14 protein-coding genes, 2 rRNA genes and 1 riboswitch (1 of these 17 running past the window's edge) are annotated in these 15,081 nt (G+C 60.3%); of the genes, 7 read left to right on the forward strand and 9 right to left on the reverse strand.

What is annotated here, in order from left to right; all coding sequences use genetic code 11:
• Positions 1 to 2,362, forward strand: a 23S ribosomal RNA gene (locus E5720_RS15400) (it extends 797 nt beyond the left edge of the window).
• A 131-nt stretch (positions 2,363 to 2,493) separates the two neighbouring features.
• Positions 2,494 to 2,610, forward strand: a 5S ribosomal RNA gene (gene rrf / locus E5720_RS15405).
• A 142-nt stretch (positions 2,611 to 2,752) separates the two neighbouring features.
• Here the strand turns inward: rrf and E5720_RS15410 are convergent.
• Positions 2,753 to 3,058 carry a GNAT family N-acetyltransferase gene (locus tag E5720_RS15410; RefSeq protein WP_136171369.1) on the reverse strand — a complete coding sequence of 102 codons (306 nt, stop codon included), beginning with the start codon at positions 3,056 to 3,058 and terminating at the stop codon, positions 2,753 to 2,755.
• A gap of 134 nt (positions 3,059 to 3,192) precedes the next feature.
• Here E5720_RS15410 and E5720_RS15415 point away from each other — a divergent pair, with 134 nt between their 5' ends.
• Both E5720_RS15415 and E5720_RS15420 read left to right on the forward strand, forming a co-directional pair.
• Positions 3,193 to 3,966 carry a hypothetical protein gene (locus tag E5720_RS15415; RefSeq protein ID WP_136171370.1) on the forward strand — a complete coding sequence of 258 codons (774 nt, stop codon included), beginning with the start codon at positions 3,193 to 3,195 and terminating at the stop codon, positions 3,964 to 3,966.
• Positions 3,967 to 4,208: 242 nt separating this feature from the next.
• Positions 4,209 to 4,517 carry a homoserine dehydrogenase gene (locus tag E5720_RS15420; protein ID WP_136171371.1) on the forward strand — a complete coding sequence of 103 codons (309 nt, stop codon included), beginning with the start codon at positions 4,209 to 4,211 and terminating at the stop codon, positions 4,515 to 4,517.
• Between the two features lie 7 nt (positions 4,518 to 4,524).
• Here the strand turns inward: E5720_RS15420 and E5720_RS15425 are convergent, their stop codons facing one another.
• A complete protein-coding gene (locus tag E5720_RS15425; protein ID WP_210729883.1) occupies positions 4,525 to 4,890 on the reverse strand; it encodes a helix-turn-helix domain-containing protein in 366 nt (121 codons plus the stop codon).
• A 58-nt stretch (positions 4,891 to 4,948) separates the two neighbouring features.
• Here E5720_RS15425 and E5720_RS15430 point away from each other — a divergent pair, with 58 nt between their 5' ends.
• On the forward strand, positions 4,949 to 5,590 hold the full coding sequence (locus tag E5720_RS15430) for an NAD(P)H-dependent oxidoreductase (RefSeq protein ID WP_136171372.1): 642 nt from the start codon (positions 4,949 to 4,951) through the stop codon (positions 5,588 to 5,590).
• A gap of 2 nt (positions 5,591 to 5,592) precedes the next feature.
• Here E5720_RS15430 and E5720_RS15435 read toward each other — a convergent pair whose 3' ends face one another.
• The 5 genes from E5720_RS15435 to E5720_RS21820 form a co-directional block, all read right to left on the reverse strand.
• Positions 5,593 to 6,318 (reverse strand): ABC transporter ATP-binding protein, encoded by a 726-nt coding sequence (locus tag E5720_RS15435; RefSeq protein ID WP_136171373.1) that lies wholly within the window; start codon positions 6,316 to 6,318, stop codon positions 5,593 to 5,595.
• On the reverse strand, positions 6,315 to 7,148 hold the full coding sequence (locus tag E5720_RS15440) for an ABC transporter permease (RefSeq protein WP_136171374.1): 834 nt from the start codon (positions 7,146 to 7,148) through the stop codon (positions 6,315 to 6,317). Before E5720_RS15440 ends, E5720_RS15435 begins: the two co-directional genes overlap by 4 nt.
• Positions 7,126 to 8,091: an ABC transporter substrate-binding protein gene (locus tag E5720_RS15445; RefSeq protein ID WP_247596339.1), complete on the reverse strand. Its 966-nt coding sequence runs from the start codon at positions 8,089 to 8,091 to the stop codon at positions 7,126 to 7,128. The genes E5720_RS15440 and E5720_RS15445 overlap by 23 nt, the downstream gene beginning before the upstream one ends.
• A gap of 44 nt (positions 8,092 to 8,135) precedes the next feature.
• Positions 8,136 to 8,876: a TenA family protein gene (locus tag E5720_RS15450; protein ID WP_136171376.1), complete on the reverse strand. Its 741-nt coding sequence runs from the start codon at positions 8,874 to 8,876 to the stop codon at positions 8,136 to 8,138.
• Positions 8,870 to 8,969, reverse strand: a riboswitch (TPP riboswitch). It overlaps the preceding gene by 7 nt.
• 251 nt (positions 8,970 to 9,220) lie before the next feature.
• Positions 9,221 to 9,874 carry a hypothetical protein gene (locus E5720_RS21820; RefSeq protein ID WP_136171377.1) on the reverse strand — a complete coding sequence of 218 codons (654 nt, stop codon included), beginning with the start codon at positions 9,872 to 9,874 and terminating at the stop codon, positions 9,221 to 9,223.
• Positions 9,875 to 9,962: 88 nt separating this feature from the next.
• Between E5720_RS21820 and E5720_RS15460 the strand changes: the two genes are divergently transcribed.
• Entirely contained in the window at positions 9,963 to 11,522 is a 1,560-nt protein-coding gene (locus E5720_RS15460) for a carboxylesterase/lipase family protein (RefSeq protein ID WP_247595985.1), read from the forward strand.
• 53 nt (positions 11,523 to 11,575) lie between these two features.
• Positions 11,576 to 13,093, forward strand: a complete 1,518-nt coding sequence (locus E5720_RS15465; protein WP_136171379.1) for an ATP-dependent DNA ligase — start codon at positions 11,576 to 11,578, stop codon at positions 13,091 to 13,093.
• A gap of 17 nt (positions 13,094 to 13,110) precedes the next feature.
• Here the strand turns inward: E5720_RS15465 and E5720_RS15470 are convergent, their stop codons facing one another.
• Together E5720_RS15470 and E5720_RS15475 are read right to left on the reverse strand one after the other, a co-directional pair.
• Positions 13,111 to 14,493: an FAD-linked oxidase C-terminal domain-containing protein gene (locus E5720_RS15470; RefSeq protein WP_136171380.1), complete on the reverse strand. Its 1,383-nt coding sequence runs from the start codon at positions 14,491 to 14,493 to the stop codon at positions 13,111 to 13,113.
• 67 nt (positions 14,494 to 14,560) lie between these two features.
• Positions 14,561 to 15,073: a DUF3558 domain-containing protein gene (locus E5720_RS15475; RefSeq protein ID WP_136171381.1), complete on the reverse strand. Its 513-nt coding sequence runs from the start codon at positions 15,071 to 15,073 to the stop codon at positions 14,561 to 14,563.
• Between the last annotated feature and the right edge of the window lie 8 nt (positions 15,074 to 15,081).

A 15,081-nucleotide genomic window follows, 5' to 3' on the forward strand; every position in this document is an offset into this window, starting at 1 on the left:
GAGTGATCTACCCATGGCCAGGTTGAAGCGACGGTAAGACGTCGTGGAGGACCGAACCCACTTAGGTTGAAAACTGAGGGGATGAGTTGTGGGTAGGGGTGAAAGGCCAATCAAACTCCGTGATAGCTGGTTCTCCCCGAAATGCATTTAGGTGCAGCGTCACGTGTTTCTCATCGGAGGTAGAGCTACTGGATGGTCTAGGGGGCTTACCGGCTTACCGAAATCAGCCAAACTCCGAATGCCGATGAGTGAGAGCGTGGCAGTGAGACTGCGGGCGATAAGGTTCGTAGTCGAGAGGGAAACAGCCCAGATCGCCAGCTAAGGTCCCTAAGCGTGTACTAAGTGGAAAAGGATGTGGGGTCGCGAAGACAACCAGGAGGTTGGCTTAGAAGCAGCCACCCTTGAAAGAGTGCGTAATAGCTCACTGGTCAAGTGATCCTGCGCCGACAATGTAGCGGGGCTCAAGTACACCACCGAAGCTGCGGCACTCATACAATAGCCCGCATGTTCCTTACGAGGAGTGTGCCAGGTGTGTGGGTGGGTAGGGGAGCGTCGTGCAGCCATGGAAGCATCGGAGTGATCCAGGTGTGGAGGCTGTGCGAGTGAGAATGCAGGCATGAGTAGCGAAAGACGAGTGAGAAACTCGTCCGCCGAATGACCAAGGGTTCCTGGGCCAGGTTAATCCGCCCAGGGTGAGTCGGGACCTAAGACGAGGCCGACAGGCGTAGCCGATGGACAACGGGTTGATATTCCCGTACCCGTGTGAACGCGCCCATGGTGAATCAGTGATACTAACTGCCCTGAATCCACGTTACTGATCTCTTTCGAGAGTGAGGGGTGTGGTGGATGCGCAGGACCTGATCTGGTAGTAGCCAAGCGATGGGGTGACGCAGGAAGGTAGCTGGGCCAGTCAGTGGTAATACTGGTGTAAGCCTGTAGGGCGAACGGTAGGCAAATCCGCCGTTCATGATGCCTGAGAGGTGATGCGTAGCCGATTGAGGCGAATTCAGTGATCCTATGCTGCCGAGAAAAGCCTCTAGCGAGCTTTCACACGGCCCGTACCCCAAACCGACACAGGTGGTCAGGTAGAGAATACTAAGGCGATCGAGATAACTATGGTTAAGGAACTCGGCAAAATGCCCCCGTAACTTCGGGAGAAGGGGGACCCTGTCTGGTGATGAACTTTTCGTTCTGAGCTGGGTGGGGTCGCAGAGACCAGTGAGAAGCGACTGTTTACTAAAAACACAGGTCCGTGCGAAGTCGTAAGACGATGTATACGGACTGACGCCTGCCCGGTGCTGGAAGGTTAAGAGGACCGGTTAGTCACTTCGGTGGCGAAGCTGAGAATTTAAGCCCCAGTAAACGGCGGTGGTAACTATAACCATCCTAAGGTAGCGAAATTCCTTGTCGGGTAAGTTCCGACCTGCACGAATGGCGTAACGACTTCTCAGCTGTCTCAACCATAGACTCGGCGAAATTGCATTACGAGTAAAGATGCTCGTTACGCGCGGCAGGACGAAAAGACCCCGGGACCTTCACTATAGCTTGGTATTGGTGTTCGGTTCGGTTTGTGTAGGATAGGTGGGAGACTGTGAAGCGGTGACGCCAGTTACTGTGGAGTCGTTGTTGAAATACCACTCTGATCGTATTGGATACCTTAACCTCGGACCATGATCTGGTTCAGGGACAGTGCCTGGTGGGTAGTTTAACTGGGGCGGTTGCCTCCTAAAATGTAACGGAGGCGCCCAAAGGTTCCCTCAGCCTGGTTGGCAATCAGGTGTCGAGTGCAAGTGCACAAGGGAGCTTGACTGTGAGACTGACACGTCGAGCAGGGACGAAAGTCGGGACTAGTGATCCGGCACCGGCATGTGGAAGCGGTGTCGCTCAACGGATAAAAGGTACCCCGGGGATAACAGGCTGATCTTCCCCAAGAGTCCATATCGACGGGATGGTTTGGCACCTCGATGTCGGCTCGTCGCATCCTGGGGCTGGAGTAGGTCCCAAGGGTTGGGCTGTTCGCCCATTAAAGCGGCACGCGAGCTGGGTTTAGAACGTCGTGAGACAGTTCGGTCTCTATCCGCCGCGCGCGTAAGAAACTTGAGGAAGGCTGTCCCTAGTACGAGAGGACCGGGACGGACGAACCTCTGGTGTGCCAGTTGTTCCACCAGGAGCACCGCTGGTTAGCTACGTTCGGAAGGGATAACCGCTGAAAGCATCTAAGCGGGAAGCCTGTTCCAAGATGAGGTTTCTCACCCCCTCGAGGGGGTAAGGCCCCCGGCAGACCACCGGGTTGATAGGCCAGAACTGGAAGTCGGGTAACCGATGTAGGTGACTGGTACTAATAGGCCGAGGACTTACCACAAAGAAGCTACGCGTCCACTGTGCAATATCTGAAACAGCACACGTTTCAGTGTTACAAAATTGAATGAACCAACACTATTCACCACTGTGTGAATAGTCCGTTGTGTTCCGTGTGTAACTGTTTCATAGAGTTACGGCGGCCATAGCGGAGGGGAAACGCCCGGTCCCATTCCGAACCCGGAAGCTAAGCCCTCCAGCGCCGATGGTACTGCACTCGACAGGGTGTGGGAGAGTAGGTCACCGCCGAACACCTTTTCCAGTGAAGCCCCCAACCTGTTGGTTGGGGGCTTTGCTGCGTTTCATGTCTTTTTTGTGTGGGTGACGGCACTGCTTCGATGGCGCACTGATGCTATCTGATCGTATGAGTGGACCATTCAAGCGATCAGCGGGCCTATTTCTTGCCGGGAGATGCGGATGACCCGACTAAATCGTCGTAGCGACCTGCGCTCGACTCGATGAACTCCCGTACGAACCAGCATGCCGGGATTACGGAGAACCCTCCTGCGCGACTGTCTTCGAGGACATGTTCTGTCAATATCGCCGCGAGCCCGTGACCGCGATATTCGGGGAGTGTCACGGTGTGGTTGAACGTTCGTACTCCGTCCGCCTCTAGGTAGTCGGAGAATCCGGCGAGTGATTTGTCGAGACAAATCTCGAATCGGTGCTGCTCTGGTAGGTGTTCGATGCGGTGTTCCATAGTGATCGATTGTGCACGGGTTCCTGTCGGGGTGGTTGGGCGACTAGGCTGAGGTGGACATACGAGTCGTGCGCGCCACCCGTCGTAGGCACTTCTCATCATCTGCACGGGTAAGCAGACCAGAGGTGGCATAGGTGGAAGATGTATCGGAGCAGGGAATCAGGGCCTTCATCGGCGCTGTTGTATTGCGCGGCGGTCGGGCCGAACGGCTGACGACGTCGCGGCGTAACCCAGTTCAGGTCTGGGGTGTAGACGGTTCGAGCTGCGTGGTTCGGGTGCGGTCCAAGGCCGTAGGCGACTGGAAAGCTCGTCGCCAGGACGAGTCTTTGGCAAGTGACGACACCGGATCGTCTTACTGGGTGTTCGTCGATCTGGGTGCTTCCGAGCCGTCGTTCTTCATGGTGTCTTCCGAGGAGATGGCGGCCGATATTCGCGGCGAAGTGGACCTCTGGGTACAGGATTCGCCGCTTCGCACTCGAACTGGTCACCACGCTATCGCGGTGGGACGCGTCCAACACGGACGTAACAAGTGGTCGCTGTTGGGTCTCCATGCGGCTGCCGATCCGAAGCTCGAAGAGGAAGCGCGCGCTGCCGCCGTTCACCGGGCCAAGCCGGCCGTGCGTCGTGGCCCGTCGAAGAAAGCTGTTCCGGCTGAGGAAGAGATCCCAGACCTGCGGGTCCGGGTCGTCGCCGATTTCGACGGCTACCGTCTCAGCGCCCGATTCGACCCGTCGAACAAGCGTCTCGAGATCGTGCAGGGACCGATGGAGGGTCGACGGTTCGACGACCCTACGCAAGCTGCCAGCGCTGTAGCCACACATATCAGCGGTGATATCGAGGTCAGGGATGGCTGGAAATTCTGGGAATTGGATACTCCGGAGCGGCTTCCGCTAGGGACTCTGCAGTAACGTACGCGAATCCGCTGGTCTGGTTGTTGTGATCGCTCACAACGATCTCAATAACCGGCATCGGGTCGTGTTTAGGTCGTTATCGTTGGGCGCAGGTCAGGTTTTAGCATTCGAATCTCGACACCCCCCCCACTGATGCGATCTTTCTGATGGCGGAGCTTCGTCAGCACTGTCGCCGGTCCGGCCCGGCAATATTTGTGGCGACAGTGGCGGGTTGTCGACCCGCAGGAGAGGTCAGTCCAGTGGAGCAGTCGTCCCTTCACGCATCACGTTTCGTGATTCTGGTAGCGCAGTTCGTCGACCATCGGATCACGGCCGACTACTTCTCTTCGCAATTCCGGAGCCTGGAGCGATCGGATGCCGACCACCTCGATCGGGATATAGCGACCGTTGTGGGCAAGCTGTCGGTGGACGTGGGGGCATATCGCGGAGACGTCAATCTTCTCGGTGTCGACTACATCGATGCAAACCAGCTGTGGCGAGCATCGGCGGAAGCGTTTCGTGACCTCTTGACATTGCAGTCGGAGCTGCTCGGACGCCAAGCCGGCTGACACGCCGCTAGGGTGTGAACTTCTCCCGATGCCGGATGAGGTCTTCCAGGCGAAAGCGTCGGTGGGTTCCACGCATCTCGATGGTCAGCGACCCTGCGTCTGCGAGTTTGCGAACATATGTGTCGGATACTCCGAGAAGGTCTGCCGCCTGTGACGTGGTGAGCAGCTCGCTGACCGGTCCGATCGTCACAGCGGTCCCTGACGCGAGTTGACGGAGTAGTTCCATCACTGCACGCCGACCGGACTCGTCGATATCGAGGTCGACTCCGTCCAATGCCAGGTGCGGAGTTCGTCCGTCCGCATCGGAAATCGACGAAATGACTCGACGCGCGTCCTGAGACGAGAGCGCCGCTGCGATGTACCGGTGGTCCATCTCTGAACCCTACTGCGGCATATTCTGTTCGGTACCCCCACGATCCCAGGAGTGCTCCATGCCGCAGTTGCTGCATCTCGATTCGTCCGCCGACTTGGATAACTCCGTTTCACGCGTGGTCACGGCACATTTTTCGGATGTGTGGCATGAGCAGAGTCCGGACCACTCGGTGATCCATCGCGATTTGCACCGAGATCCGTTGCCGCATCTTCCGACGTCGGCTATGCATTGGGCCCCACATCTGCGGACGCCGGACGAGGTTGTAGGGCCCGACGCCGCGGCACTGCAGAAGACTTTGATCGATGAGGTGGTCTCGGCTGACGTCGTGGTGATCGGTGCTCCGATGTACAACTGGTCGGTTCCGTCGACGCTGAAAGCATGGATCGACTATGTCCACGTGCCCGGTATCACCGTTCCGTTCGACGGCCCAACTCGTCCGCTCGAAGGCAAGCCGGTGGTAGTGGTGTCGAGTCGTGGCAACGAGTACGGGGCGGGAACGTCTGGCTTCGGTACCGATCACGCCGTTCCGCTGCTACAACAGGTTCTCGGTGCCGCGCTCGGAATGGATCTGTTCGTTGTCGTCGTCGATCTGACGTTGGCGACGCGTGTGCCCGCGATGGCACCCCTGGTTCCTCGGTCCAGAGACAGCCTGGACGCCGCATGGGTTGCGGTCGCGGATCTTGCGGCACGGCTGGGCTGAGGTCAGCGGCCGGGGCTGCCGATCAATACCTCCATCAGTTCGGCTTCCAGTGCGGCGAAGTGCGGTGTCGTGACGACGTCGAGTTTTCGTGGCCTCGGCAGCGATACCGTCACTTGCCGTCGGACATGTGCCGGCTTATCGGACAGGACGATCACCCGATCCGAGAGATAGACAGCTTCCCGAATGTCGTGGGTGATCATCAGCACGGTCCATCGATAGTCGAGCCAGACGTCCTGCAGCCACGCTTGCATTCCGGTGCGGGTCAGTGAATCGAGGGCTCCGAACGGTTCGTCGAGAAGTAGTACCTCGCGTTCTTGAATCACCGTGCGAAGCATCGCTGCTCGCTGCCGCATGCCACCGGATAATTCGGAAGGCCTCGCCTTTTCGTATCCCTCGAGTCCGAAGGCTGGAAAGAGTTTCTGCGCCTGGATCCGCGCTTGCTTCTTGCTCATCCCGCGAACCTCGAGGCCGAGTGTCGTGTTGTCGAGCACGGTGCGCCACGGAAACAGCAGGTCCTTCTGTGGCATATAAGCGCACGGGGGTGCCTCGACGATTCCGCTGTCAGGGGTGTCGAGACCAGCAATCATATTGAAAACTGTGCTCTTGCCCGAGCCGCTCGGACCGATGACGGAAACGAACTCTCCGGGTTCGACGTCGAAGCTGACTCCGTCGAGAATTGTCCGGTCGCCGTAGGACTTCGTGAGTCCGGACAGATGCACGGCCGTCATCGCGGCCGACTGTCCTGCGCCCATGGGGCGACGACGCGTTCGACGGCGTAGGTCAGCAGGAAGAGCGTCACACTGATGACGGCGGTGACGAGCACCGCCGCCAGGACGAGGTCGGTGCGGAACGAGTTCTTCTGCTGGCTCATGTATATCCCGAGTCCGGCGCTGGCTCCTGCGTATTCGGCGAAGATGGCACCCACGACGGCGTACGTGATTCCGATACGAAGCGAGGTGAAGAAGCGGGGCATCGCAGAGGGCAGACGAATATATCGAAACTGCTGCCAGCGGGTTGCGCCCATGCTCGCCAGGAGTGCGCGCGCATCTCGATCGGCTGCCGCGAATCCTTCGATGAGGCCGATGGCCATGGGAAAGAACGTGGCGAGCGCGATCACGAGAATCTTGGGAAGTAGTCCGAAGCCGAACCAGATGATCAGTAGTGGGGCAATTGCGATGATCGGAAGCGTCTGTGAGATCACGAACAGCGGCACCACTGCTCGTCGGAGCCATGGTGAGAAGTCGACTGCGACGGCAAGTATCCAGGCAACTACCAGGGATACTGCAAATCCGAGAATGGTGACCTGCAGAGTTGCTGCTGCGTTTTCGGCGATTGCGTCGCGCTGCGCCCAACCCTGAGCCACGATTCTCGACGGCGAGGGGAGTACCTGTGGTCGGATCCCGCTGAGCTGGACGTAGACCTGCCATCCGATAACGAGCACCACGACGATGGTGACCGATGGCATGGCCCAACGGATTGCAGCCCCGATTCGCGGTCTACGCTTCGCCGGCCGTTCGACAGCGCCGAACGCCGCGCTACTGAGCGCCGAGGAAGTCATCGGTGAAGTAGGTGGACCAGTCGGGCTCGGTGTCGACGGCGGTGCCGCCTTGATCGACCAGGACACCGTTCTCGTACAGGAATCTCGAATATTCGGTCCATTTGTCGAGGTTCTGTCGCCCGACTGCCCCCGACTCGTCCAGCATGTAGCGGTCGGCGAGCATCTGCTGGCTTTCGAAGACCAATTGCTCGTCCGTGAAGGCCCCTGGATTCGCATCGATGATGTCCTGCGCGGCGCGGACCGGATCGTCTGCCGCGAGTTGGTAGCCGCGTTGAAGCGCCTGGACGAATTTCTTGGCCTCGTCGGGATGGCTTGCCAGCCAGTTCTCGTTACCGTTGACTGTGAGGGCATAGGCGTCGGGGAAGCCGTAGTCGGTGTAGTCGAAGTATTTCATCGGAGTACCGCTGTGCTCGGCCTCGATACCCTCCCACGCCAGGTAGGACACGGTGAAGTCCGCTGTGCCCGAATACACGGCCTCGTAGGCCGATGTTCCGAGCACGACGGTGTCGTACTCACCTGCGCCGCCGTCGTTTTGAATGACTTGGCGTAGTCCGGCCTTCTCTCCGGTATCACCGAAGCCTGCGTAGACTTTGCCGTCCAGGGCTTTCGGGCTCGGTATGTCTTCGCGGTCGGCTTTCACGCCGATTCCGGTGGCCCAGTGTTGCAGCGGCGCCAGTACCGAAATGATTTGAGCTCCTGCTGTTTTCGCGAATGTAGTCGAACTCTGCGTGCTGATGCCGAACTCGGCGTTGCCCGCGTCGACCAGCGTGTCCGGGGATGTGCTGTTGTAAGGCAGTATTTCGACGTCGAGTCCGGCGTCGGCGAAGTACCCCTCCTGTATAGCAACGTACAGCCCGGTGTGGTTGGTGTTAGGCGTCCAGTCGAGCGCGAAGCGGATGGTGTCGGAGTCAGTGGATTGTGCACACGAAGTCAGTGAAGTAATGGTGGCGACGGCAACTGCGATGGCGCCGATCCTTCGGAAGAGTGTCACAGTGCTACCTCCAACGCAGCAATCCCGGAAGAGGGAAGTGGCCACGGTGTCGGGTGAAGTGCACTGTCCCAGAACATCGATTCGTACCGCGTCGCGATGACGAACGAGTCGATCATGGCACTTCGTTGAGCATCGGTAGCGAGCCGAGCGGCGTCGTCCACCAGTAGGCGCGCGCAATCGACGGCATCACGGAACTCATCGGAGTTGTACGCCGAAACCCATTGTGCGTAGGGATGATTCGGATCATGGTGGAGAACCCGTTTGGCCGATGTCGAAAGGCGAACGGCCACGTCGGCATAGATCCAGAAGCATGGCAGGATCGCCGCCGCCGCAACGGGATAAGGCTCGGTGGCGGCGGTTGCTACCAAGTACGAGACGTACCCGAGGCAGGTGGGTGAATGCGTGGCCTGCGCGTTCGCCGTGGGGAGCGCGTCACCGGAGAGCAGTGACTCGTGAAGCGTTGCCTCCTCGACTGCGCTCGCCGCGGAGGTGGCCCAAAAGGCGGCAGTCGCCGTGTCCGGCGCTTTCGATGCCAGAATGGCCAGCGCCTTCGCGTATCCCGCCAGATACAGCCGATCCTGTTCGAGATACGTCCGGAACGCGTCGAGCGGTAGCTTGCCCTCGCCCAGCAGCGTCAGAAATTCGAGTTGGTCGATCGAGTGACGCAACGAAGTCGTTGCGGTCCACATCAGATCCGTGTGACGGACAGAGTCCATCGAGTTTACAGGCGCAGTCATCGCCTTGACATCCCTTCGTCAGCATTACCTGCATCAGGTTCGACGGGTGTGATCTCAGCATCCGCATGTACGGACGCACCCCGTGTCAGAACATCGCCGACCCTAGCACCCTTGGCCGGTGACGCAGTGTGAGCGGGCCGTAGACCTCTCCGCGCGCAACCGTGTCGACTACGACCGAACGGTGAGGTGGTGGCGCAGAATCGGTTGCTCTGTAGCTCGACTTCCCGAACGTGACCGGATCCTCGATGCCAGGTGGTGGCCCGCAGCATTTCGTTTACCCAGGATTCATACCCGGTATCTGATGTGAGGTCGCGCGCCGGCGAAACGCTCGTTGGAAATTGCGTCTACTTCAGCTCGAATACCTTGTCCGACACCGTGAAACCATGGCCGACCTGATCCAGGCAGGTGACCCCGGACGACTCCTCGACTCGGCATTCGAGCCCATTGGAACGTCCACTTCCGGGTATGGCGAGGGTGAGCCCGTACGGCAGTTGTTTCGCAGGCCCGTCGAACCGATGAAAGCGCGGATCGCCCGAGCTGAGAAACCTGGCTGGGGATCCGGCAGTGATCTCGACGGTGTTGGGAGCCACCGAGGACTCTGGAGCACCACTTCCCGCCACCCGCGGCACCGAGCGAGGAAACTCGCCATGACACCCAGCGATCGAGGTCTCGGTGACGACGATCGCGCATTCGAACTTGCCACTCGGGCTGGTGAAGTAGAAGAACCCGGCAGTGCTCTCGTACTGGGACGGGTCGGCGGTCGGCGGGGGACTGCTCGTTGTCGATTTGGCGGGGGTCGTCGACGCGGTTGTGGTTGGGGCAGCCGAGGTCATCGGCGACGGGGGAGTAGCGGGCGTCGTGCGGACCACCGACGGTGGGTCGGTGTCGACCGTGGCAAGCGGCGCCGTCGCGCTGCCGTCGACATCGGACCCGCATCCGGCAAGAACCAGGAAGGACGCGGCAGCAACGGCTGCGCCGTATGCGCGTAGTCGGTTCATCTCGCCAGCTTAAAGCGGACGGATCGATCTCAGGAATTGGTACCTTGACCAGGATCGGATGGGTATACGTCGGATACGGAGGAATGCCTTGACCGAAGTCGAGCAAGCCGGCATTTGGACATGTCAGGTACACACTCCGGACGGCGATGTGATCGGGTACCGCGACGGCACACACTTCGTCTGGAAGGGAATCCCATACGCGGCTGCGACCGACGGCAAACATCGCTTCAGGTCGCCGCGGCCCGTGGAACCGTGGGCAGGAGCCCGGGATTGTCGAAATTTCGGTGATGTCGCACCCCAAGGCAAAGATAATCCGGTGCCGATCGATCCGGCGATCCCGATGTCGGAGGACTGTCTGTCGGTGAATGTCTGGGCCCCCGAGCCCGACGGTCGACCTCGGCCGGTGATGGTGTGGATTCACGGCGGTGCCTACTCGCTCGGTTCCTCTGCACAGAGCGTCTACGACGGCAGGAGGCTCGCCGAACTCGGTGACCTGGTGCTCGTCACCGTCAACTATCGCGTCGGTGCTTTCGGATTCCTCGACTTGTCGTCGTTCTCCACAGCGGAGACGGTCTTCGAGACGAATCTCGGCTTGCGTGATCAGATCGCGGCACTCGAATGGGTGCAGCGTTGCGTGGAATCGTTCGGTGGTGATCCGTCGAACGTGACCGTGTTCGGCGAGTCCTCGGGTGGCGCGTCGGTCACGACACTGATGACCTCGCCGAAGGCCGAGGGACTGTTTCACCGCGCTATCGTGCAAAGTGCGCCCGCGACGTCGGTGTACGGACCGGAACGCGCGGCGGCCGTGGCCACGAGATTCCTCGAACTCGTGGATATCACTCCGGATCGAATCGGGGAGTTGAAAACCGTCGACTTCATGCGTCTCGTCGAGGCGGGCGACACCCTGTGTTACGAGGTCCCGACGCGGGTGCCGGGCACATTGGGGCTCGCGCCGGTGGTCGACGGAGATATCGTCCCGCGGTATCCCGTTGCAGCGTTCCAAAAGGGATACTCGCACCGCATCCCGTTGATCATCGGAACGAATCACGATGAGGCATCGATCTTCCGATTGATGAAGTCACCGTTGATGCCGGTCACGTCGGACACCGTCACGGAGATGTTTCGTGCGATCGCGAACGATCACTCGGATCTGCCGGCGTTCCGTATCGCAGAAATCATGTCGGCTTATCCGGATCGTTCGAAATCGGCTGGTGCACTAGCGATGTCGAGGGATGCCGGATTCCGAATGCCGACCATGTGGATCGCGGACGCGCACAGTCGATACGCGCCGGTCTGGATGTATCGATTCGATCATGCGACACCGATGCTGAAGGCTGCTCGTATAGGTGCGGGACACGCGACCGAGTTGCCTTATGTCTTCGGCAATTTCGGAACGTTGAACAGAGATCCGACATTCTGGCTCGGTGGCCGCAAGGCAGCGACGGCAGTATCGCTGCGTGTGATGAAGAGATGGGTCGCCTTTGCCCAGCACGGAGTCCCAGCCACCCTCGACGGTGCGAAGCATTGGGCGCCGTACGTCGAGCCGACCCGTTCCACACTTGTCATCGACGCCCAGGATTCTGTTGTCGAAGACCCGGACGCCGCTCTACGCGCGGCATGGGGAGATCAAGTACTCGGTTTCACCTGACGATGCCCGGGGTCGGTGGATTGAGGTGGTCCACTTCTGGATACCTACTTCTGGTGCTGTTCATCCGAATCGTCGAGACCTCGTTGGCCGTGGGTGCCACTCGCTCCCGTAAGGCCAAGACCGAGGCACTGAGGCTGTTGCTCACCGAAGTCGATCCATCGGAGATCGCCACCGTCGTGGCGTGGCTGTCCGGTGAATTGCCGCAGGGCCGAATCGGCGTGGGCTGGCGGACCTTGGCCGATATCGAAGGTGACCCGTCCGCCGCGGGCACACTTACCGTCGCCGAGGTCGATACGAAGATCACGACGGTTGCCTCGACGTCCGGTCCGGGTTCGACCGCCCGGCGTCGCGAGGTCCTGACAGATCTTCTTGGGCGGTCGACGAGGGACGAGCGAGTGTTTCTGGTTCGGTTGCTGACCGGCGAGCTGCGCCAGGGTGCACTCGAAGGTGTCATGACCGACGCAATCGCTGCAGCGGCGGGGCTGAAAATCGACCCGGTCCGACGGGCTTTCATGCTCTCCGGGAATCTATCGGCAACGGCGTCCGCTGCGCTCGCTGGAGGCAAGGCTGCACTGGCGGCCTTCGAACTCGAGGTGGGACGCCCCGTGCGTCCGATGTTGGCCTCGCCCGCGGAGTCTTCGGCCGCGGCGTGGATCGAGTTCGCAGGCGAGGTGAGTCTGGAGTACAAACTGGACGGAGCTCGCATCCAGGTCCATCGAGCGGGTGAAGATGTGCATATCTACACCAGGACCCTGCGGGAGATCACCGACAGCGTGCCAGAGCTCGTCGAGTTGATCCGGGCGTTGCCGTGCACCAGCGTCGTACTCGATGGGGAAACCCTCGCACTCACCGAAAGCGGGAGGCCGCGTCCTTTTCAGGAGACGATGAGTCGGTTCGGTGCCCAGAGCGCCCACGAGTTGCTTCTGCAGCCGTACTTCTTCGACTGCCTGCATCTCGACGGCATGGATCTGCTGGACGAACCGCTCGAACGCCGGCTGGCAGCGCTGGAACAGGTTGCACCGACTCACCGGATTCCATCACTGGCGCGCCCGGACGCCGACGCCGTTGCCGGGTACTTCGAGGAGGCGTTGGCAGCCGGACACGAAGGTGTGATGGTCAAGTCGTTGTCGGCGCCTTACGCCGCTGGTCGACGCGGCCGCGCATGGCAGAAGGTCAAGCCCGAGCACACGTTGGATCTGGTCGTGCTCGGTGCGGAATGGGGCTACGGCAGGCGGACGGGCCGGCTGTCCAATCTGCATCTCGGGGCGCGTGATCCGAGCGGTGGGGATCCCATCATGGTCGGCAAGACGTTCAAGGGGCTCACCGATGCACTGCTGCAATGGCAGACCGACGAGTTTCCGAAACACGAGAGTTCCCGTGACGAGCACACCGTGTACGTACATCCCGACCTTGTCGTCGAGATCGAACTCGACGGCGTGCAGCGGAGCACTCGCTACGCAGGTGGAGTGGCGCTGCGATTCGCCCGGGTACTCCGATACAGGCCCGACAAGACACTTGCGGAAGCCGATACGATCGATACCGTTCGCGCGCTCCTACTGCCGTCGACCTGAGTGCTCACCGAGCTACGTCAGAGGATCGCGCCGGGATTGAGAATGCCGCTGGGATCGAGAGCGGTCTTGATCCGTTGAGTGAGCTCCATGACGTCCGCTCCCACCTGGTCGGGTAGCCATGCTTTCTTCAGCCTGCCTACTCCGTGCTCGCCGGTGATGGTGCCGCCCAGGGTCAGTGCCAGGTCCATGATCGCTCCGAAAGCGATGTTGGCCCGACGTGTCATATCGACATCGGCAGGATCGAACACGATGAGTGGGTGAGTGTTTCCGTCTCCGGCGTGGGCAATAACGGCGACGAGTACGGCGTACTTTTCGGAGATTCGTTCGATACCCTCGACGAGATCGGGTAGCGCCGGGAGCGGAACACCGACATCCTCGAGGAGCAGACTGCCGAGACGTTCGACAGCGGGAATCGCGAATCGCCTTGCAGCTGCGAAAGCCTCGCCCTCGTCCGGATCGTCGGTGGTGAAGACTTCGGATGCACCAGCCTCGGTGCACGCGGCCGCCATGATCTCGATTTCATGCGCGCGGTCGTCACCGGGAGAGTCCGAACGGGCAATCAGCATCGCTGCGGCTCCGCGGTCCAGGCCCATGTTCATCGCGTCCTCGACTGCGCCGATCGACGCTCGATCCATGAACTCGAGCATCGACGGCCGTAGCGAGCGGGTGATCGCGAGGATGGCTGTGGTCGCGTCACGAACCGAGGAGAACGACGCAACGACGGTGCTGGCAGGCGGTTGGGCCGGAATGAGACGCACGGTGATCTCGGTGATGATGCCGAGCGTTCCCTCGCTGCCGATGAATAGTGTGGTCAGTGACAGGCCTGCAACATCTTTCAGGCGCGGTCCGCCGAGTCGTACCGCGGTGCCATCGGCGAGAACGACCTCGAGACCGAGGACATAATCGGCTGTCACTCCGTATTTGACACAGCACAGACCGCCCGCGTTCGTAGCGGCATTCCCGCCGATCGAACACATCTCGAACGATGATGGATCCGGTGGGTACCAGAGGCCGTGTTCGGCAGCAGCCTTCTTCACTTCGACGTTGAGTAGTCCGGGTTGGGTGACCGCGATGCGGGTGACCGGATCTACCGTGATGTCACGCATCAGTTCGGTGCTGAGCACGATCCCGCCGTCGACGGCCGTCGCGCCACCGGACAGTCCGGATCCAGCTCCGCGAGGAACCACCGAAATGCTATGTGAGCTGGCCCATCTCATGACGTTCTGAACATCGAGAGTGCAGGTGGCCCGAACTACCGCCAGCGGAGTTCCGGCATCCGGGTCCTTGGCCCAATCGTGGCGGTAGCCCTCCATCAGATCAGGATCGGTGAGCACCACACCGTCGGGTAACGACCGCTTCAACTCGAGCAGCCGCGGATCCCGTTCGATCGGTGCACTCATCGCTCATCCTCGTCTCGATCTCGGTTCTCGCTGTCGAGGGTATGGGTCGGATGGGGATCGTGAGTCGTTATTGATTGCGTTGCAGCGTCAGTTCGGCGAGCTTCGTCGCACCTACGCAGGGGTCGACGGCCCCGCCGCGATACTGCACCCACCAGGTAATGGTGCCGGTGTAGGCGGCGGTGATCCCACAGGATGCGGGATCACCCGGCCGACGTGAGAGAAAAGCGTTCGTTCCGGCAACCGTGACGGGTTCGATTGCGTAGTTCAGCTGTTCGGCCAATACCCGCTCACGACCGAGAGAATTGTTCTCGAACCAGGCGAATGTGACGTCTATCAAGCCTGCGGCCCCGGTGCCCGTCCACATGCATACTGCGCCGTAGAAGTACTGGTCCACGACATCCGCTTGGACGGATTCGGCGATCTTGTCGTTCGGGACGGCCGTGCATTCCTGCAGCAGTTTGTCGAACTGTGAATCGCCGCCCAATCCGGCAGGAGTGGGGGTTCCTTCGATGGTGGTACTGCAGCCGGCAAGTAGCAATGTTGCTGCCACCACGGCAACTCGCGTGAGAGTTCGGTTCATCGCTCTCA

It is taken from the genome of Rhodococcus sp. PAMC28707 (assembly GCF_004795915.1).
In the GTDB taxonomy this organism is placed as follows: Bacteria; Actinomycetota; Actinomycetes; order Mycobacteriales; family Mycobacteriaceae; genus Rhodococcoides.